The 19887-nt window shown below is 49.0% G+C and carries 21 protein-coding genes; 3 read left to right on the forward strand and 18 right to left on the reverse strand.

The window, feature by feature from the left end:
• Positions 1-42: 42 nt before the first annotated feature.
• From recN to G548_RS0107725, 14 genes are all read right to left on the reverse strand, one after another.
• Positions 43-1767 (reverse strand): DNA repair protein RecN, encoded by a 1725-nt coding sequence (gene recN / locus G548_RS0107655; RefSeq protein WP_022793574.1) that lies wholly within the window; start codon positions 1765-1767, stop codon positions 43-45.
• A 25-nt stretch (positions 1768-1792) separates the two neighbouring features.
• Positions 1793-2242 (reverse strand): transcriptional regulator AhrC/ArgR, encoded by a 450-nt coding sequence (ahrC, locus tag G548_RS0107660; protein ID WP_022793575.1) that lies wholly within the window; start codon positions 2240-2242, stop codon positions 1793-1795.
• Between the two features lie 141 nt (positions 2243-2383).
• Positions 2384-3211 carry a TlyA family RNA methyltransferase gene (locus G548_RS0107665; protein ID WP_022793576.1) on the reverse strand — a complete coding sequence of 276 codons (828 nt, stop codon included), beginning with the start codon at positions 3209-3211 and terminating at the stop codon, positions 2384-2386.
• The gene (dxs, locus tag G548_RS0107670) at positions 3208-5106 is read right to left on the reverse strand and encodes a 1-deoxy-D-xylulose-5-phosphate synthase (protein WP_022793577.1); all 1899 of its coding nucleotides are present in this window, start codon (positions 5104-5106) and stop codon (positions 3208-3210) included. Before dxs ends, G548_RS0107665 begins: the two co-directional genes overlap by 4 nt.
• Positions 5107-5116: 10 nt before the next feature.
• A complete protein-coding gene (locus tag G548_RS0107675; RefSeq protein ID WP_022793578.1) occupies positions 5117-5728 on the reverse strand; it encodes a hypothetical protein in 612 nt (203 codons plus the stop codon).
• Positions 5729-6588: 860 nt separating this feature from the next.
• On the reverse strand, positions 6589-7476 hold the full coding sequence (locus tag G548_RS0107685) for a polyprenyl synthetase family protein (protein ID WP_022793580.1): 888 nt from the start codon (positions 7474-7476) through the stop codon (positions 6589-6591).
• On the reverse strand, positions 7473-7709 hold the full coding sequence (gene xseB, locus G548_RS0107690; protein ID WP_281163399.1) for an exodeoxyribonuclease VII small subunit: 237 nt from the start codon (positions 7707-7709) through the stop codon (positions 7473-7475). Before xseB ends, G548_RS0107685 begins: the two co-directional genes overlap by 4 nt.
• Positions 7709-9094 (reverse strand): exodeoxyribonuclease VII large subunit, encoded by a 1386-nt coding sequence (gene xseA / locus G548_RS0107695; RefSeq protein ID WP_022793582.1) that lies wholly within the window; start codon positions 9092-9094, stop codon positions 7709-7711. The genes xseB and xseA overlap by 1 nt, the downstream gene beginning before the upstream one ends.
• Before the next feature lie 5 nt (positions 9095-9099).
• Positions 9100-9960: a bifunctional methylenetetrahydrofolate dehydrogenase/methenyltetrahydrofolate cyclohydrolase FolD gene (folD, locus tag G548_RS0107700; protein ID WP_022793583.1), complete on the reverse strand. Its 861-nt coding sequence runs from the start codon at positions 9958-9960 to the stop codon at positions 9100-9102.
• Positions 9957-10370: a transcription antitermination factor NusB gene (gene nusB / locus G548_RS0107705; protein WP_022793584.1), complete on the reverse strand. Its 414-nt coding sequence runs from the start codon at positions 10368-10370 to the stop codon at positions 9957-9959. Before nusB ends, folD begins: the two co-directional genes overlap by 4 nt.
• A gap of 98 nt (positions 10371-10468) precedes the next feature.
• Positions 10469-10873 (reverse strand): Asp23/Gls24 family envelope stress response protein, encoded by a 405-nt coding sequence (locus tag G548_RS0107710; RefSeq protein ID WP_022793585.1) that lies wholly within the window; start codon positions 10871-10873, stop codon positions 10469-10471.
• Between the two features lie 30 nt (positions 10874-10903).
• Complete coding sequence (locus G548_RS0107715; protein ID WP_022793586.1) at positions 10904-11287, reverse strand: hypothetical protein; 384 nt, start codon at positions 11285-11287, stop codon at positions 10904-10906.
• A gap of 139 nt (positions 11288-11426) precedes the next feature.
• A complete protein-coding gene (efp, locus tag G548_RS0107720; protein WP_022793587.1) occupies positions 11427-11984 on the reverse strand; it encodes an elongation factor P in 558 nt (185 codons plus the stop codon).
• Between the two features lie 74 nt (positions 11985-12058).
• Positions 12059-13129: a M24 family metallopeptidase gene (locus tag G548_RS0107725; RefSeq protein WP_022793588.1), complete on the reverse strand. Its 1071-nt coding sequence runs from the start codon at positions 13127-13129 to the stop codon at positions 12059-12061.
• Positions 13130-13588: 459 nt separating this feature from the next.
• Here G548_RS0107725 and G548_RS0107730 point away from each other — a divergent pair, with 459 nt between their 5' ends.
• A complete protein-coding gene (locus G548_RS0107730; protein WP_022793589.1) occupies positions 13589-13960 on the forward strand; it encodes a hypothetical protein in 372 nt (123 codons plus the stop codon).
• A gap of 18 nt (positions 13961-13978) precedes the next feature.
• Here G548_RS0107730 and mntR read toward each other — a convergent pair whose 3' ends face one another.
• On the reverse strand, positions 13979-14395 hold the full coding sequence (gene mntR, locus G548_RS0107735; protein WP_022793590.1) for a transcriptional regulator MntR: 417 nt from the start codon (positions 14393-14395) through the stop codon (positions 13979-13981).
• A gap of 235 nt (positions 14396-14630) precedes the next feature.
• On the opposite strand from mntR, the gene dat reads away from it, so the two are divergent.
• Positions 14631-15506, forward strand: a complete 876-nt coding sequence (dat, locus tag G548_RS0107740; RefSeq protein WP_022793591.1) for a D-amino-acid transaminase — start codon at positions 14631-14633, stop codon at positions 15504-15506.
• Between the two features lie 76 nt (positions 15507-15582).
• On the opposite strand, the gene G548_RS0107745 is transcribed toward dat, so the two are convergent.
• Positions 15583-16419 (reverse strand): lipoate--protein ligase family protein, encoded by an 837-nt coding sequence (locus tag G548_RS0107745; protein ID WP_022793592.1) that lies wholly within the window; start codon positions 16417-16419, stop codon positions 15583-15585.
• A gap of 164 nt (positions 16420-16583) precedes the next feature.
• On the opposite strand from G548_RS0107745, the gene G548_RS0107750 reads away from it, so the two are divergent.
• Positions 16584-16976, forward strand: a complete 393-nt coding sequence (locus G548_RS0107750; RefSeq protein WP_022793593.1) for a rhodanese-like domain-containing protein — start codon at positions 16584-16586, stop codon at positions 16974-16976.
• Positions 16977-17052: 76 nt separating this feature from the next.
• Here G548_RS0107750 and gcvPB read toward each other — a convergent pair whose 3' ends face one another.
• Complete coding sequence (gcvPB, locus tag G548_RS0107755; protein WP_022793594.1) at positions 17053-18534, reverse strand: aminomethyl-transferring glycine dehydrogenase subunit GcvPB; 1482 nt, start codon at positions 18532-18534, stop codon at positions 17053-17055.
• The gene (gene gcvPA / locus G548_RS0107760) at positions 18521-19882 is read right to left on the reverse strand and encodes an aminomethyl-transferring glycine dehydrogenase subunit GcvPA (protein ID WP_022793595.1); all 1362 of its coding nucleotides are present in this window, start codon (positions 19880-19882) and stop codon (positions 18521-18523) included. Before gcvPA ends, gcvPB begins: the two co-directional genes overlap by 14 nt.
• Positions 19883-19887 lie beyond the last annotated feature (5 nt).

Raw genomic sequence — 19887 nt, forward strand, 5'->3', positions numbered from 1 at the left:
CTTCGGCAGTTGTCTTTTTCGGGTGGACATATTCTATTGGGGCTATACATTGCTTTTTGCTTTCTCGGCCATTTCTAACAGTTCAGTCGCATTTTCTCTTGTCAGGGCCGTCACTTCAACTCCGGAAATCATCCGGGCGATTTCATCGATCTTATAGTCCGCCGTTAACGGTGTGACAATTGTCTGGACTCTTTCTTCTTTTTCTTCTTTTTGAATATACAAATGACTGTCTGCCATCGCAGCGACCTGAGGCAGATGGGTGATGCAAAGCACCTGGGAGCCTCTGGACACCAGATGGATTTTTTCCGCAATTGCCTGGGCCACCCGGCCGCTTACCCCTGTATCAACCTCGTCAAAAATCAGGGAAGTAACGTGCTGGAAGCCGGAAAGAATCGTTTTCAATGCCAGCATGATTCTGGAAATTTCGCCGCCGGAAGCTACTTTTGTGAGCGGCTTTAATGGCTCTCCGGCATTGGCTGAAATAAGAAACTCGATCTTGTCCGCTCCCTTTTCATTGAATACCCACGTCTCCCCCTCAGGTGTCTGATAGGTTTTCCCACGGCTGAGAGGTGAGATCTGCACTTCCATTGTCGCCTTCTCCATGTACAGCGCCTGAAGCTCCCGCTGTACACTTCCGGCAAGCGAGTGGCCGGCCTGCCGGCGCAAATCAGTTAATGTTTTAGCCTCGGCAATCAGCTCTTGTGCTGCCTGGGAAAGCGCCTGCTCATATTCGGCGATTCGCTCTTCTTTATTGGCAAGTGAATCGATTTCCTCTTCAATTTTGGAGGCGTATACTAAAATTTCTTCTACGGAATCGCCGTATTTTCTTTTCAATTTATTCAACTCATCGAGCCGGTTCTCCACTTCGTTTAACCTCTCCGGATCAAACGCCATGGAATCAGCTTTATCCCGGAGCGTAAACGTTGCCTCCTCCATCATGTAATAAGCTGAACTGATTGACTCCGAAAGCTCTCCGAGATCAGTATCGATTTCGGCGGCTTCCTCTGTGCTTGATACGGCCATGCCTGCCCAGTCAAGGGCCTTCCCTTCGCCGTACAGGTGATCATAGGCCCCGCGGATGGCCTCAAACAGCTTTTCGCTATTAGCAAGGATGTGGCGTTCCTTTTCCAGATCTTCGTCTTCTCCCGGCTGCAGGCCGGCGGCTTCTATTTCCTGAAGCTGGTATTGAATAAAATCCAGCCGGTTTGCCGTTTCCTGATCGCTTTCCTTCAGCTGCTTTAATTTCGACTGCAGCTGTCCAAAACGGTGGTAGCGCTTTTGATAGTCTTCGAGGGCTTCTTCAAGCTCCGTTTTCCCGAACCGGTCGAGCATCTGTTGATGACGCTCAGCATGCATCAGGTCCTGATGCTCGTGCTGGCCGTGGATATCTACGAGGCTGTGGCCCGTTTCCCTCAGTACAGCAAGCGTTACTAATTTGCCGTTGATGCGGCAGATGCTTTTACCCTGATGCGTAATATCCCGGCGCAGAACAACCATATCGTCTTCAATATCAATACCTGCGTCCTCTAATTTTTCAACTGCGGGGTGGTTATCCTCCAGGCGGAACAGCCCTTCCATTTCCGCCCGTTTTTCTCCGTGGCGTACATATTCAGCCGATCCCCTTCCACCGATAAGCAGGCCGATCGCATCAATGATGATGGATTTCCCGGCGCCCGTTTCACCGCTTAATACTGTTAATCCATTTTCAAATGAAACGGTTAACTCTTCGATAATGGCAAAATTCTTGATGGAAATTTCTTCAAGCATTTCTGTACCCCATTTCCAATTAGCATTAAAGCATTTCTAAAAATCGGTTTACAATCTCCGGCGAATGTTCCTTCTGCTTACAGATAATGAGAATTGTGTCATCCCCGCAAATGGTGCCCATAATATTTTCCCAGTCCAGATTATCAATCAGGGCCCCTACAGCATTGGCGTTGCCCGGCAGTGTTTTCATGACAATTAAATTCTCCGAATGATCAATGCCGACAAAGCTGTCCACGAGTGCCCGTTTTAATTTCTGCATAGGATTGAAGCGTTGATCGGCAGGCAGGCTGTATTTGTATCTACCGTCGATCATCGGCACCTTTACAAGGTGAAGCTCTTTAATATCCCGCGACACCGTCGCCTGGGTCACGTTGTAGCCATCTCCCCGGAGTCTTGCTACTAAATCATCCTGCGTTTCTATGTCTGAATTTGAAATTAATTCCCTTATTTTTATGTGCCTCTGTCCCTTATTCATCCCGAAACCTCCCGTGCAAAACTACTTTCATCATAACTATTTCATTATAATTATACAAGTTTATGAGTAAATAGCATGCCATGATTTAGAAATTCTTTTAAAATCATAGTTCAAATAAAAAACGCCGACAGGTATCGGCGTTTACGAAGGTTCCAATTTTTTCTTGAATGACTCGTGTGCTTCCCGGACGACAGCCTCTATTCGCTCTTCCCCGGGCCGAGACGATTTATCGCTTAATACCGAGCCATAGAGCAGGTATTCAATATTGCCGTCTCCCCCGGTAATCGGGGAAAAATCGAGCGCTTCCGGTGCTAAACCAAAGCCTTCGGCGGACTGGATTGTTTTTGTCAGTACTTCCCTGTGCACCGATGGGTCCCTGACGATACCTTTTCTGCCCACCTTTTCCCGTCCCGCTTCAAACTGTGGCTTGATAAGTACGCAAAAGCCGGCGCCTTCGTCCAGCACCTGCGGCATCACAGGGAAAAGCTTGTCCAGGGAAATAAAGGATACATCAGCGATCAAAAGCCCAGGTACTCCCCGAGTCAGACGACTTTTATCGAGGTACCTGAAGTTCACTCTTTCCATCACTTCTACTCTGGGATCCTGGCGCAGCTTCCAGGCGAGCTGATTGTAGCCAACATCCAAAGCATATACCATAGAAGCTCCGTTCTGCAGCGCACAATCAGTGAAGCCTCCGGTCGAAGCCCCAACATCAAGCACCACGGCGTCCTGCAGCTTCAGCTGAAACGATTGAATGGCTTTTTCCAGTTTTAATCCGCCCCGGCTGACGTAGGGCATCTGTTTGCCTTTCAGACGCAAAGCTGCCTCATCACTGATTTTTGTCCCGGGTTTGTCCACCACTTCATCATCTGCCAGTACGAGGCCTGCCATAATTGCCCGTTTAGCTTTTTCCCGGGAATCAAACAGGCCCTTCTGCACTACCAGTGTATCAATTCGTTCTTTATTCATCCGCGGATGTTTGTTCTTTCTTTACTGGTCATCGCCGTCACTTTTTCCACTACTTTCTCTGGAGTGAGACCCAGTTCTTCATACAGCTCCGGTACGCTTCCGTGCTCGACATAGTAGTCAGCAATGCCCATCCGGCGGACTGGAAGCGAGTCATGCTCATGGTCGGCCATATACTCAAGCACTGCGCTTCCAAAGCTTCCCTTTAGTGCTGCTTCTTCCACTGTCAGTACCGGTTTGCCTTCTTCAGCTAATTCTTCGAGCATTGCTTCGTCAAGAGGCTTGGCTGAACGGGCGTTAACGATACGGACACTGGTTCCCTGTCCGCTTAACTCGGCAGCTGCCTCCTCTACGATCGGAAGCATTGTTCCAAACGAGAGGATCGTACAGTCTGTGCCTTCCCGGACGATTTCCCATTTGCCGTAAGGAATCATTTGAAACTCTTCGTCCATCTCTACTCCCAATCCGTTACCACGCGGATAGCGGACGGCTGTCGGGCCGTCGTCGTTATGGAAGGCTGAATACAGCATGTGCTGCAGTTCATTTTCATCCTTTGGCATCAGTATTTTCATATTTGGCAGGTGCCGCAGGTATGCAATATCAAACACACCCTGGTGCGTCTCCCCGTCAGCACCGACAAGGCCTGCACGGTCGATCCCAAAGAGCACATTCAGATTCTGACGGCAGACATCATGCACAAGCTGATCGTAGCCCCGCTGCAAAAACGTGGAGTACACCCCAAATACCGGCTTCATTCCCTGCGTCGCAAGCGCGCCGGACATTGTTGTAGCGTGCTGTTCGGCGATACCTACGTCAAACATGCGATCCGGGAATTTATCTGCAAACGCGTCGAGCTTCGTACCGCCGGCCATAGCAGCAGTCACAGCCACAAGGCGGGAATCCATCTCTGCTATTTTTTGCAGGGTATTGCTGAATACGGCACTGTAGGCAGGCGCAGCTGCCGGTTTTTTGATCACTTCACCGGATTCAATCTTATATGGCCCCAGTCCGTGCCAGGTTCCTTTTGCATCGTTTTCCGCCGGCGTGTAGCCTTTGCCTTTTTTGGACAGTACATGCACAATCACCGGTCCATTAGTATCTCTGGCATATTTAATATTAGCATGGAGGTCATCGAGATCATGACCATCTACTGGACCAAGATACGTAAACCCAAGCTCCTCAAAAAACATACCGGACAGAACCATCTGCTTCATGCTGTCTTTCATCCGGTCGGCATAGGAAGCAAGCTTCGAGCCAAAGGCAGGGATTCTGCGCAGCATATGATCTACGTCTTCTTTCGTCCTGCGGTAAGTACCCGCTGTGCGAATGCGGCCGAGCATACTGTGAAGGGCCCCTACATTCGGAGAAATCGACATCTCATTGTCATTTAAAATAATGGTAACGTCCGTCTGCTCATGACCGATATGGTTAAGTGCTTCGAGAGCCATGCCGCCGGTAAGAGCACCGTCGCCAATGATAGCCGCCACTTTGGCATCCTCGCCCTTCAGCTGATTTGCAAGCGCCATTCCTTCTGCTGCAGACAGCGACGTTGAGCTGTGGCCGGTTTCCCATACGTCGTGTTCACTTTCTGAGCGTTTAGGGAAGCCGCAAAGCCCCTGGTACTGGCGCAGCGAATCAAAGCGATCCGCACGCCCGGTTAAGATTTTATGCACGTATGACTGGTGCCCGACGTCCCAGATGAGTTTATCTTTGGGCGTGTTGTACAGCTGATGCAGGGTGAGCGTTAATTCCACTACTCCGAGATTGGGACCGAGATGGCCTCCGGTAACGGATAATTTTTCAATCAGAAAAGCCCGTATATCTTCACCTAGTGCTTTTAGCTCTTTATCGTTGTACTGCTTCATGAATCCAGGGTCTTGGATAGTTTCCAGGTTCATTTAAATCCCCCTACCTGCTATGTTTTTCTGTTGATGATTTCCATCTTCTTTTCTTTGGAATCAGCTTAATTTTTAACTTATTTTCAATAAAATACAAGATTCTTCCTACCTGAAAAACAATATTGTTCGCATAAGTAATCGCAAATGTTTTCCCAAGTGCTTTTCCGCTGACTGTGAGCGCTGCCACAACAGCTGTGAATATAGTGCTCAGAATCAGCTGGCCGTTAGAGCTGTTATTTGTACCAATCGTCATACCAAGCTGTACGACAACGGCCGAGCTGGCCGTCCCGCTTACAACCCCGCTGATGTCACCGATTACATCGGCACAGAAGTTTGCCACCCGGTCGGCGTTGCGTTGAATAAATACACTGTGGGACGCACCGGGAACTTTTTTAGCAGCCATTGCATTGAATGGTCTCGGCTTTGCCGCTGTAGCAGCTACGCCGATCACGTCAAAGATTACACCGGTAAATACGATGATCAGCACGACGACCATGCCAATCGCCCAGCCAACTCCAGAAAGCACTGCTGTCGAGACTACTGAAAAGATTGCTGCAAGTATCAGGGTGACAAACCCAATTAACGTACTCCACCGGAGCGATTTTCTCCATAAACTATTCATGCTCGCTTATCACCAAATTCTTTGTTTTTATCATAACGTACATCTTATTCTTTTAATATCATTTTATGCTCTGGCCTGATTGTTTATACCCTAAATAACATACATTCAAGCTTTTTTCCTTTCTTTGCCGCTAAACACTCACGTAAAAGAAAAAAGCGCCTGCCAGCGCTTCTTCAACTACTTATGTATAAAGTTGAATGGTCGCCCGGAGCGTAAACCTTGTGGCTTAGGTCCAGTAGGATTTCCCACCAGGCAGCCAATTCGTCGCCGAATCGGTGGTTTCCCTTTAATGCCTGATGAACGCCGTCACCGGCAGTTCGACTGAATTACCACTTAGACCACACTGCAATCCACTCCGGACGTGCGTCAAACAGCCTAGGAGTTTTCCCCGGCAGTTCCGTGCCACTTTCTTATCCTCTTTTGCAGAACAGGTTTCAGTTGTTGGGTCCCATACCAGTTGGCCGACCGGTATGATACCAATTGAACAACTTCCCCACTGTTCCACTCAAGGCAGGCTACGCTGTTGAAAGGCCTTCCCTTGGCCTTTGCAACAGGTCTTACCGCAGCATGCATCCGGGACGGTATCCGTCTTCCAGGATGACCCGGATGCATCACCGCAGCCTCCACGGCGAAAGGGTTCGCGCCCACATGCCATTGTGGATCGCCCTTACGCCTTAACTCCCAGCACCGACCCAGGGCTGGGCGCCGCAAGCCGACGCCAGGAACTTCATCGATGTGCCCTTCAGCGGATTTTTAGGCCCGCCTTCGAAAATGGAGAACCGACTAGGATACTGCACCATTCAACTTTTCAAAATTATTTTAGCATGGTTTGCCTGTTCTGAAAACTAATTCGTTCTGTTTTAGTGGTTACGCTGTCCAATATATTGGAGAAACGCTGTTAAAAGGGATGTTTCTACCGTCATGCGATCCAACACCATTTCCGCCTGCGCAATATGATGGGAAAGTTTCTCTTTTGCCCCTTCGAGCGTCAGCAGTTTTGGGTATGTGCTTTTTTCTTTCGTTTCATCGCTTCCGGAGGACTTCCCCATTTCCTCGAGAGATCCTTCGACATCCAGAATGTCATCCTTGATTTGAAAAACGAGACCGAGTTCCCGGCCAAACGCGCGCCAATTTTTCACCTCTTCGTCTGCGGCCTCTGCTATTAATGAACCGGAGACCACGGCAAAGGTCAAAAGATCACCTGTTTTATGATGATGAATGTATTCGAGCTCCTCCAGGGTAAGGGACTGCTTCTCCCCTTCAAGGTCAGCCATCTGACCGCCGACCATGCCTTCGCTTCCGGAAGCCACAGCCAGCTCCTGCACCAGCTGCAGTCTGGCGCCGGCAGATGCCGGCCGGCCCGCTTCCGCTATCCAGGAAAAGGCTGTCGTCTGCAGGGCGTCCCCCGCTAAGATGGCAGCGGCCTCTCCGAATTTTTTATGGTTCGTCGGCTGGCCCCGGCGCCAGTCGTCATCGTCCATCGACGGCAGATCATCGTGCACGAGCGAATACGTATGAATCAGCTCCACTGCTGAAGCGGCCGGAAGATCTTCTTCTTCCACTGGGCGGTAGCATTGAAGCACAGCCAGTGAAAGCAGCGGCCGCACGCGTTTTCCTCCTGCCTCGAGAGAATACAGCATCGCATCTTTCAGCGTCTCCGGCGTTTTTAACGCACGTACCCGGTCAGTCAAAGCGCGGTCGACAGAAGGGCGGTATGTATCGAAAAAACGTTGGAGGTCCTCACTCATTCGCCCGGTTCCTCGCTGTCAAGCGGCGTTACCTCTCCGTTCTCATCCACAATTTCGTCCATTTGTTTCTCAACCTTCTGCAGCTTTTCGTGGCACGTGTTGGAAAGTGTCATGCCCTCCTGATACATCGTGATCGCTTTTTCTAAAGGTACTTCGCCTTCCTCAAGCCGTTCTACGATCTGTTCAAGCTTCTCCATCGCCTGTTCAAATGATTGTTCTTGTTCTGCCAAGATTACCGCTCCTTTTCTGGACGGGAAAGTGCCTCAAAGCCATCCTCCCCCTTTTCTTTAACTTCACATCGCAGGTATCCATCCGTCATATACATTCGCACGCTGCTTCCTTCGCCTGCCTGGGCAATCGAAGACAGCACCTTGTCATTTTCGTCGTAAGCAACATTGTACCCGCGCTGTAAAATGGCCAGCGGGTTCAGTAGTTCAAGCGCCTGCAGCGACTTTGTAAAAGTAGCTTTTTTCCGCTCCACCTGCTGGTTCATCGCTTTTTGCAGCCGTGCCCGTTTCTCGTGCATCCTCTGGCGTTCAAGTTCGATTAAGCGCTCGGGGTGCTGGCGCATCAGCCGCTTTTCTGTTTCTTCAAGCTTCTGCCTGCTTGTTTTCACTGTCTGCAGCGCCTGCTTTTCGAGCCGTTCCATCATCCGGTCAAGATCCTGTTCTTTTTGCTCAAACAGGCGGGCCGGGTATTTAAATGCATACGAACGACGGAGCTTGGCAAGCCGGGTGCGCTGCTCCTGAACTTTATAATGCATCTGCCGGTGCAGCCGGTTCTGCAGCTGGCGGATTTTTTCTTCGAGTTCGCTGATCATCGGGACAGCTATTTCGGCAGCCGCTGTCGGGGTCGCAGCCCGTACATCTGCCGTAAAGTCGGCAATCGTAACATCTGTTTCGTGTCCAACAGCGGAAATAACCGGCACGCTTACGTTCCGGATGGCCCGTGCGACCACTTCTTCATTAAACGCCCACAGGTCTTCGATAGAGCCGCCTCCGCGCCCAACGATGACTACATCTGCGCTGTTCATTTTTTCAACTCTCTCAAGCGCCCGGGTGATTGATCCCGGGGCCTGCTCCCCCTGCACCAGCACCGGGAAGAGCGTGATTTTCACCGGCGGGAAGCGCCGCTTCAGCGTAGAGACGATGTCCCGTATGGCTGCACCGGTCGGCGACGTAATGACGACAATGTGTCTTGGGATGGGAGGGAGGGCGCGCTTGCGCTCCGCTGCGAACAGCCCCTCTGTCTCCAGCTGTTTTTTCAGCTGTTCAAAGCGTACGTACAGCTGTCCGATACCATCCGGCTCCATCGCGTTCACATACATCTGGTACTGTCCGAAAGGCTCATACACAGAAACGCTGCCTGTGACGAGCACCTTCATGCCATTTTCCGGCATAAAGGAAAGATTTTTGTTTTTGCCGGCAAACATTACTGCCGATATTCTCGCCTGCTCGTCCTTCAGCGTGAAATACATATGGCCCCTGCTGTGCTTTTTAAAGTTCGAGATTTCTCCGCGGAGCCATACCTTCTGCAGCCCCGGGTTCTGTTCGATAGAGCGCTTGATGGCCCCTGTCAGCTGGGAAACGGAGAGCCATTTATCCGCAGGTGACTGCATGACGACTACGCCTCCTGCCGGTGAAAACGTTTAGCGGACTGCAGCGTGTTGTAAAGAAGCATCGTAATCGTCATCGGACCGACGCCTCCCGGCACCGGCGTAAGGTACGAGGCTTTCTCGCTCACTTCGTCGAAATCAACGTCTCCGCATAGCTTGCCGTCATCCTTGCGATTCATCCCGACGTCTATCACGACGGCTCCCGGCTTAATATCTTTTCCTTTTACGAACTCCTGCTTTCCGATCGCCGCAATCAAAATATCCGCCGACTGCATATACGACTCCAGGTCCTTTGTGCGCGAATGGCAGTGGGTAACCGTAGCGTTTTGATTTAAAAGCAGCTGGCCCATCGGTTTACCGACAATGTTGCTTCTTCCAAGGACAACGGCATGCTTGCCTTCAATTGAAACCCCGACGTATTCAAGCATTTTAATAATGCCGTACGGCGTACACGGGAGAAATGCTTCCTGACCGGTCATCATCCGGCCAATGTTAATAGGGTGGAAGCCGTCCACATCTTTATCCGGCGAAATAGTTTCAATTACTTTTTTATCTGAAATGTGATCCGGCAGCGGCAGCTGCACAAGAATCCCGTGAATATCTTCATTGTGATTATAGTCTTTTACAATCTGCAGAAGTTCTTCTTCAGTAACGGATTCCGGCAGTTCTTTTAATTCTGAATGGATGCCGACTTCTTTAGACGCCTTCTGCTTTCCTTTGACATACGACCTCGAAGCCGGATTATCTCCTACTAAAACTACGGCAAGCCCCGGTATTTGCTCTCCATTATTCCAGGAGGCGACCTCCTGCTTGATTTCTTCACGCAAAGAAGCTGCTACTTCTTTGCCGCTGATCAGCTCGGCACTCATTCGCTTTCTCTCCCTTCACGTTCACAGTCACTTAAAATATTCGACAATACGCCGTTGACAAATTTCCCTGCCTCTACACCACCGAATGCTTTGGCCAGTTCAATAGCTTCATTGACGCTGACGTGCAGCGGAATATCAGGCACATATAACATCTCATGGACGCATTCTCTTAAAATAGCCCGGTCCACGTTCCCAACCCGTTCAAGAGTCCAGTGTTCAAGCTGATCTACGAGCCGTTCATCAATTTCTACAAGGTGTTCCCATACACCATGCACCGCAGAAATCAGAAATTCATCTGCTTCTTCATCTTCGAGCATGGAATTCTTTATTGCCTGGTCCGCATCAACATCTGTAATATCCATCTGGTACAGTGCCTGCACGGACCGAAGCCTGGCTAAACGTCGATTCATTTCGTGTTCTCCTTTTCTCCTATGTACCCGGAGCCGTATTCGTAAATGAAAGAAGGACGGCTCCCCCCGAAAAGCGGTTGCGGGACAGCCCTCCCTGGTCATTTTTCCTGTTCCTGTAACGGCTGCTCTTCTTCAGGGAACTGCAGGCCGATAATGTGTACGTTCACCGCATCGATGTGAATATCAGTCATCCCCCGTACGGTCTGCTGAATGTTTTCCTGGACCTGCTTAGCCGTGACGGGCACAGAGCTTCCGTAGTGAATCAGCATGCTGATCGTCACCACTGCACCGCGTTCAGTCAGATCTACCTTCACGCCTTTGCCATATGATTTCCGGCCGAAACGCTCTGCTACATCATCGGCGATGCTGCCCTGCAGTTCGTATACCCCTTCGACTTCGAGCGCGGCAATGCTCGCCACTACTTCAATCACGTCCCGGGCGATCTCAATATTTCCCAGGCTTTCTTTTTCTTCACCTATCGTAAGCAGCGTGTATTCGCTCACAGCGCTCCCCGCTTTCTATGCAGCATGATTTTATTCTTCCTGCTCCGCCTCTGCTTCTGCTCTTTCTTTTTCTTCCGCTTCTCTCTGCTTTTGTACGTACTCATATTTATACTGGCGGAAGACAGGATATTCGGAAAGATTATCAGGAATTTTTCCTTTTTCAAGCAGAATCAATTTGACAATATCCTTGTTCCGGGCCATATGATACTTTTCTCCGTACTCGTTTTCTTCAGCAAATTGTTTAATGCTCTGGTAATCCTCTTCCTGAATGGATACCGTATATTCATGGCCGGGTTCTCCGTACTGGTGCTCAAACCCGATTTCAAATTCCACGATCTGTATCTGGTCGCTTTTCATGTTGCGGGTCTGTTCAAGTACCGCTTTTGCGCCTTCCGTTAAATCATTCCATTCCATATAATAGCCTCTCTTTCCGTATTACCGCTCAAAATTCCATTCCATTATATCACGGTGTTTCTGCAATTTCACCGGTCCAGAGCCGCCTGCGTGTATTGTTCAAGAAAAAACGGCCTCCCCAATGGCAGGCCGTTTGTTTTTAGGCACGGGAAGCGTATGCGCCGGTTCTTGTATCGATAACGATCCGCTCGCCTTCTTCAATGAAAATAGGGACCTGCAGACGGTAGCCGGTCTCCACCACTGCCGGCTTCGATCCTCCGGACTGGGTGTTTCCTTTAATGCTCGGGTCAGTTTCTTTAACTTCGAGCTCTACCATGTTAGGCACTTCTACACCAAGTGTCTCTGTACCATAGCTGGTAATGGATACTTCCATGTTTTCTTTCAGAAAGTTTAATTCATATTTCAGCTGCTCACTTGTCAGCTCCATTTGATCAAACGTTTCCATGTCCATAAACGTATGCACGTCACCGCTCGCATACAAATACTGCATTTTCCGGCGTTCGATATGGGCGTTATTTACTTTTTCACCAGCGCGGAAAGTTTTTTCCTGGATGTTGCCCGTACGAAGACTGCGAAGCTTAGAGCGGACAAATGCTGCCCCTTTTCCAGGCTTTACGTGCTGGAATTCGACAACTGTCCAAATATCGCCGTCTGTTTCAATGGTGAGTCCTGTTTTAAAATCATTAACTGAAACCATAAACGTTCCTCCACTCTTCAATTGATCGATTATTACTATATCACAGCTGTCCGGTTTTTTATATGCACTCCCGGTTAATTGCCGACAATCGTGAGCTCTTTTGCAGAATAGCTGAGCTTCCGGCTGCCGGTTTCGGTAATTAGAACGTCGTCTTCTATCCGAACGCCGCCGAGCTCCGGCACATAAATCCCCGGTTCAATGGTAATGACCATGCCCGGTTCAAGCTTTACATCGCTTTTCGGAGAAATCCCTGGCTGTTCATGCACTTCCATGCCAAGACCATGGCCGAGGCTGTGGCCAAAGCGCTCGCCGAACCCTTCTTTATTAATGTGCTCCCGCGCGATCGCATCTGCTTCTTTTCCGGTCATCCCGGGACCAACCTGCTCCACGGCTTTCATCTGGGCTTCATATACGGTCTGATATATTTTTTTCAGGTCATCAATTGGTTCGCCGACAGCGAGAGTTCTTGTAATGTCGGAGCAGTAACCGTCCACATAAGCTCCGAAATCAAGCGTCACCAGTTCCCCGTCTTCTATCACTTTGTCGGAAGCGATACCGTGAGGAAGAGCACCTCTCCATCCCGAAGCAACGATAATATCAAACGACGACCCCGCTGCTCCGTTTTTTCTCATATAAAATTCCAGTTCGTTGCTTACATCGAGTTCAGTCATGTTCGGGGCAATGATCGATTTAATGTGTTCAAACGCGTCTTCAGCAATATTGACCGCTGTCTGCAGCTTTTCTACTTCTTCTTTTGATTTGTATACCCGAAGCTTCTCCACGATTCCTGATACCGGTGAAAGGGAGCCGCTCAATTTTTCTCTCATATCTTCAAACTGGGCATAGGTTACATGCTGCTTTTCAAACCCGATGGAGCGTACTTCTTCGCTTTGGGCAATTTCTTCAACCATATCCCATACTGAACCCTTCTGCTCGATCACATCGAAATCAAGTGCTTCATCGTTAGCCTGCTCCACATAACGAAAATCGGTAATCAGCCGGGCCGATTTTTTTGTGATAATCAGCGTGCCGGCCGAACCGGTAAAACCGCTCACATACCGGCGGTTGTAGGGGCTTTGTATAACGAGCGCGTCAAGCTTTTTATGTTCAAGGTCTTCCCGGATACTTGCTGTGATCTCATGCATTAACGACACCTCTTTTTGGATTAACTTTGCTTCTTTATTTATCGTAACACAACGCGCGGTAGGGAAACAGACACCAGCAGCGGGGAAGGTCTCTTTTATATATCATGTGTATTTTCGTTGGAATATGGGAATGATATTAATACCGTGAGAGAATGTTTAAAAGTAGCACATTTCAAATCTTTATTGTAAAATTTAAGTACTATTTCTATTAACACTCTATAATCCCCTTAACGCCTTATGCCCCTGCAGAATTGCTGTCATTTCTCCACACAAAGTTTTACAGTGTTACTTAACGGGTATGGAAATGAATCTTCTTATCGAAGCTGTTCAATCCGGGCAGCAGAGTGCCGGAGCGTATCTAATTTTCCTATGTTCACGTCCTATCTGCTCTATTTTCGATACAGCTCTCCATGCCTGCTGATAACGGTTGAAAATTTAACGAAACGAGAGGTGTGTTCCATGCAGCAAGCGCTGAAAAATCCCATTGCCACTGTTGTGCTGGGACTTGCCATTTTAGGGGTGGGTTACCGGCTCGTAACAGATCCGCTCGGACTGCTTCTCTACCTTGTTATTGGTGCAGCTATCGCTGTTGGTTTATATTTTCTTTTCACAAAGGTTATCATGAAACGCGCGATGATGAACCAATATCAAGCCGGCTCAAATGCCGCTTCCGGAAGACCCGGAGCAGCGAAAGGGAATCAGGCGAAAAATTTTAAGCAGGCCCAGAAGCAGCAGAAGAAAAAATCCGCTAAAAACTCCAGCAAACGGCGGAACGATGCAAATCTGAAAGTAATTCAGGGAAACAAAAACCGAAAAAAAGATCGGGCGTAAAATAAACGCCTGATCTTTTTATTCATACGAACGCTGAATATCGCGCAGCGCCTGCACGCGTTCGTCGTCATCTTCAAAATATTGAAGCACATCTCCGATCCGGTCAATCGCATCCCAGCTGAGATGATGTTCAATTCCTTCCACATCGGCGTATATTTTATCCTCTTCCACGCCGATAATATGTAAAAACTTCTCAAGCAGTTCATGCCTGTAAACCAGGCGCTTACCTATTTTATTTCCTTTTGAAGTCAGTACAAGCCCCCGATACCGTTCATAAATCAGATATTCCATTTTATCGAGTTTTTGGACCATTTTTGTTACTGAAGAAGGATGCACCTCGAGCGTCTCTGCAATATCTGAGACCCGCGCATAGCCTTTCGATTCAATCAGTTGATATATCCGCTCTAAATAATCTTCCATACTAGGAGTCGGCATCGAGACCCTCCAATAAATATGATAAAAACCGTCACACAAAAAAATTGGCTTTCTTCATTTTAACGAAACTATTTCTAAAAAACAAACCCTCTTTTTCTTATAATTAACCCTTATTTCAAAATTGCCCTTAAGAAACTTTTTTGTTCACTTAATAATTCTTTCCCTTTTGAAGAGCTTTTCTTTTTTTCGCCACCGCAATCTTGTACAATATAAAGTATTGAAGGAGGCAGCATTCATGAGCTATGTGATGTATAACGAATCCATCATCCCAAAAGAGGAAGCCACTATTTCATTCGAAGACCGGGGTTATTATTTCGGCGACGGCATTTATGAAGTGATCCGGGTGTACAACGGGCAATTGTTTCTCCAGGAGGGTCATCTCGAGCGCTTTCAGGACAGTGCTTCTAAACTCGACCTGGTGGTTCCCTATTCCCTCGATACCATGAAATCGCTTCTCCGCCGGCTGATCGACAAAAACGAGCTTACCACGGGCTATATTTACTTTCAGCTGACCAGAGGGATCCAGGCCCGGGATCATTTGTATGAACGAGGTACCGCCCCTGTGTTAACCGGCTTTACAAAAACGGCCGGGGTGCCGTTTGCTAAACAGACCGACGGTATTGATGTGTACGCCACTGAAGACATCCGCTGGCTTCGCTGTGACATAAAAACCATTAATCTGCTTGGAAACGTGCTTGCTAAACGCGCCGCTGAGGACCACCACTGCGCAGAGGCTCTTCAGCACCGCGGTGACGTTATTACGGAGGGTTCTTCCACTAACGCCTTTATTGTTAAAGATGAAACGATTATTACCCATCCACAGAGCAATTATATTCTTGAAGGTATTACTAAACGCTATGTGCTTCAGCTTGCAAAACAGCTGAATATTCCCGTCGAACAACGTCCGTTTACTATTGAGGAGGCCCGAAAGGCTGACGAAATGTTTATGACGAGCACTTCAATCGAAATTGTGCCTGTGCGATCCATTCAGGGCTCCTTTGAAGCTGAGTACGGAGATTCTCCGGTAACGAGAGAGCTTCTTGGAGAATTCCGCCGAGAGGTCGAACTATTCGAAGCAGGCGACACCCAGCCGCTTGTGACCTATAACTAAGTATTTATGTATAATCAGTAAAAGACCGCTCCCGAGCGGTCTTTTGTCTTTTGATTGCATTGTTTTATGCTCTGTATCAGCGCCTGAAATTCCATTCCTCTGCCTGATAGCGCTCTGCAGCCAGTTTTTGAACCTCTTGCTGCTGGGCAGTGGTCAGCTGGTATTCTTCAAGGTTCGCATTCAGACCATCGGCAAACCCTTCCTTAAACGCCTCACGCAGATCGCCGAGTGTAAATGGTGTATCCGTCAGCTCGTTAATTGCTACAGCTTTGTTTTTAAATGCTTTCTGCATTCTTTCCCGCACGCGCCCGCTCGGGTATTTAAACAAATCAAACAATTTATCCTCATCAAGATCAAGAATAATCGAACCGTGCTGGAGAATAACGCCGCGCTGTCTCGTCTGGGCACTCCCGGCAATTTTCCGGTCCTCTACGACCAGCTCATACCACGACGAGGCGTCAAAACAGTTAGCCGAACGAGGATTCTTTAATGAATCCTCTTCCTCCTTCGTCTTCGGCACGGAAAAATAAGCATCCAGACCGAGCTTTAAAAACCCCTGCAGAATGCCTTCCGAAAGCACGCGGTAGGCTTCGGTCACCGTTTCCGGCATTTCCGGATGTTCTTCTGAAACGATGATGCTGTAGGTCAGCTCCTGATCATGCAGAACCGCCCGGCCTCCCGTCGGCCGCCGTACAAAGCCTACGCCGTGCTTTTTTACTGCCTCCATATCGATATCCTTTTTCGCCTTTTGAAAGTAACCGACCGACAGCGTCGGCGGATTCCATCCGTAAAACCTTATTACCGGCGGAATCTGCCCTTCACTGTGCCACTGCAGGAGTTTTTCATCAAGTGCCATGTTGTAGGCCGGTGACTGATTACCTGAGTCTATAAAAAGCCAAGTATCTTTTGCCATTAATGTTCATCTCTCTTTCTCGATTTTTCCATTTCCATTGTAGCAGAGATCGCTGCTTTCCATATATAAAAATGACCGCCCGTTAATTAGAAATCTAGCAAAACAACAGGGTTATGCGTTATAATTAATTTGCAATCGACCTGGAAAGAGGTGAAATAATATATATGATATTTGAATGGTTATGGGTAGTGCTTATTGCAGTATTAGTTTTTCTTATTGTACGCCGGTTTGTCGGTCCGAAAGACTTAACTGCATTACCACAGGAAGATTTTATTAAAGGCTATCGTAAAGCCCAGCTTATCGATGTGCGGGAGCCGAAGGAATATGACGGCGGCCACATCCTCGGGGCCCGGAATATTCCTGTTTCCCAGATGAAGCAGCGGATGGTGGAGATCCGGGAAGACCAGCCTGTTTATTTATACTGTCAGTCAGGTATGCGTTCAAAGCAAGCTGCAAAATTGATCAAAAAGCATAAAGGGAACCGGGATATCTATCACCTGAAAGGCGGCTTCAAGCGCTGGACAGGAAAAATCAGCAAAAAGAAAAAAAGCGCATAGTTAAATAGTTAAAAGGAAGAGCGGGAGATGCTCTTCCTTTTTTGTATTTTGAAGTTCGAAGACCTCATTGGCTTATTTATTTCATCGATTTGAGCGACGTTTCGGTATTATATGTCAGCACTGGTTTACGTGCTGCCAGCGTCTCGTCCAGCCTTCCTACTACGGTGGTGTGAGGTGCTTCCTGTACCATTTCCGGGTCTTCCTCTGCTTCTTTGGCAATCCCGATCATGGCATCTGCGAACGCATCAAGCGTTTCTTTCGCCTCGGTTTCCGTCGGCTCGACCATCATGCACTCTTCGACGTTGATCGGAAAATAAATTGTTGGCGGATGGTAGCCATAGTCAAGCAGGCGTTTAGCCATGTCGAGTGTACGTACGCCGAGCTTCTTCTGGCGGCGGCCCGAAATCACAAACTCGTGCTTGCAGTGGCGGCCGTACGGAAGATCAAAATACGGCTCGAGCCGTCTCATTAAATAATTGGCGTTTAATACAGCATACTCCGACACTTTTTTGAGTCCCTCTGCACCCATCGTACGGATGTACGTATAGGCACGCACGTTAATGCCAAAATTGCCGTAATACGGCTTCACGCGGCCGATGGAATGTGGACGGTCGTTGTCCCAGTAGTACGTATCATTTTCCTTCGTAAGTACCGGTCCGGGCAGATAAGGGATCAGCTCTTTTTTTACGCCAACCGGCCCGCTGCCGGGCCCTCCGCCTCCGTGAGGGCCGGTGAATGTTTTATGCAGGTTCAGGTGAACGACATCAAACCCCATGTCCCCGGGTCTTGTGATCCCCATGATGGCATTGGAGTTGGCTCCGTCATAATAGAGCCGGCCGCCGGCCTGATGGATCGTATCGGCCATTTCCATAATATCTTCCTCAAACAAACCGAGTGTGTTCGGATTCGTGAGCATGAGAGCAGCTGTTTTTTCACTCGTTACTTCTTTTAAATGCTCAAGGTCCACCAGGCCGCGTGCATCGGTCCGGACCGTTACGTGATCGAATCCTGCTACCGTTGCTGAAGCAGGGTTCGTTCCGTGCGCAGAATCGGGAACGATTACTTCTGTGCGTTCTGTTTCCCCGTTAGCCTCGTGAAGCGCCCGGATCAGCATCAGACCGGTCCACTCTCCCTGGGCGCCGGCCGCCGGCTGCAGCGTCACTTCGTCCATACCGGTTATTTGGGCAAGCGCCTGCTGCAGGTCGTACATCATTTCGAGATTCCCCTGCACCTGCGCCTCCGGCTGGTATGGATGCGTAGCGGCAAAACCGGCCATACGGGCCGTTTCTTCATTGATTTTCGGATTATATTTCATCGTGCAGGACCCGAGGGGGTAAAAGCCCGAATCTACTCCGTAATTCCGGTTCGAAAGCGCCGTATAATGACGCATTAACTGCAGCTCGGACACCTCCGGCAGGGCCGGCTCTTCCTCCCGGATGCTCCCCTCCGGCAAAATATCACTCAGACTTTGCTCAGGTATATTTGTCCCAGGGAGTGAGTACGCTACCCTCCCTGGTTTACTTTGTTCGAAAATTAACGGCTGGTTAGGCTGTTTCATGTACGAGCACCTCCAAATGTTTAGCAAAGGTTTCCAGCTGTTCTCTTGTCCGGAGTTCGGTCACGCATACGAGCATCTGTCCGTTTTTATCTCTAGAGACCTCCCCTAAATCATACCCGCCGATGATCCCGTGTTTGAAAAGCTGTTCGTTCACTTCTGCCACAGGGCGGCCGAGATTAATCACAAATTCATTAAAGGATGGGGCTTCATAGACAAGCTGGATACCCTTTTGTTTGAGCAGTTGTTTAAAGAAATGAGCGCCTTTAACATTTCGTTCGGCCGTTTCCTTCAGGCCTTTTTTACCGAGAGCCGTCATCGCCACAGAAGCAGCCAGCGCGTTCAGAGCCTGGTTTGAACAAATGTTGGAGGTTGCTTTATCCCGGCGGATATGCTGCTCTCTTGCCTGCAGCGTCAGTACGTATCCCCGGCTTCCGTCTTCATCTTCCGTCTGTCCGACTAGACGCCCGGGAACTTTCCGGATATGCTTTTTAGTGGTGGCAAAAAATCCGCAGTGCGGGCCGCCAAACTGCATTGGAATACCAAGCGGCTGGGCGTCTCCTGCCACAATATCCGCCCCGAAACGTCCCGGCGGTGTCAGAACGCCGAGCGCAAGAGGGTTTGCCGAGACAATCATCAGCGAGTTTTCTTTATCGGCTGCCTTCCTTACAGCAGCTAAATCTTCAATAGTGCCGTAAAAGTTCGGGTACTGCACGATCACTCCTGCAGTGTCAGCATCAACCATGTCTTCAAGCTTATCGAGGTCTGTCTGTCCGTCCTTTTCGGGAACAATTTTCACTGTGATCCCGGGACCTGAAGCGTATGTTTTCAATACGTCGAGCGCTTCGGGATGAATCGTTTCAGAGACGACAATGGTACGCCGTTTCCCCCTGTTTTCACTTGCAGCCATCAGCGCTGCTTCTGCAAGCGCCGTCGGGCCGTCATACATAGATGAATTAGCGATATCCATTCCTGTAAGTTCACTGACCATCGTTTGAAATTCGAAGATTGCCTGCAGCTCGCCCTGCGAAATTTCGGGCTGGTACGGAGTATACGCCGTGTAGAATTCCGAGCGCCGGAGCACGTGATCAACGACTGTCGGTATATAATGCTCGTACACCCCTGCTCCGAGGTAGGAGACGCAGTCCTGCACGTTAGCATTCCTGTCACTGAGGCGTTTCATTTCCTTTAGAAGGTCCGTTTCCCCAAGGGCATTCTGCAGCTCCATTTCTCCGGAAAAACGAATATTTTCCGGCACGTCCTCAAACAATTCATCGATCGAATCCACACCGATTGTTTTAAGCATTTCTTCCTTATCCTCGCCGGTAACCGGCAGGTAGCGATAATCCATTCTGA

This window comes from Marinococcus halotolerans DSM 16375 (assembly GCF_000420725.1).
Lineage (GTDB): Bacteria > Bacillota > Bacilli > Bacillales > Marinococcaceae > Marinococcus > Marinococcus halotolerans.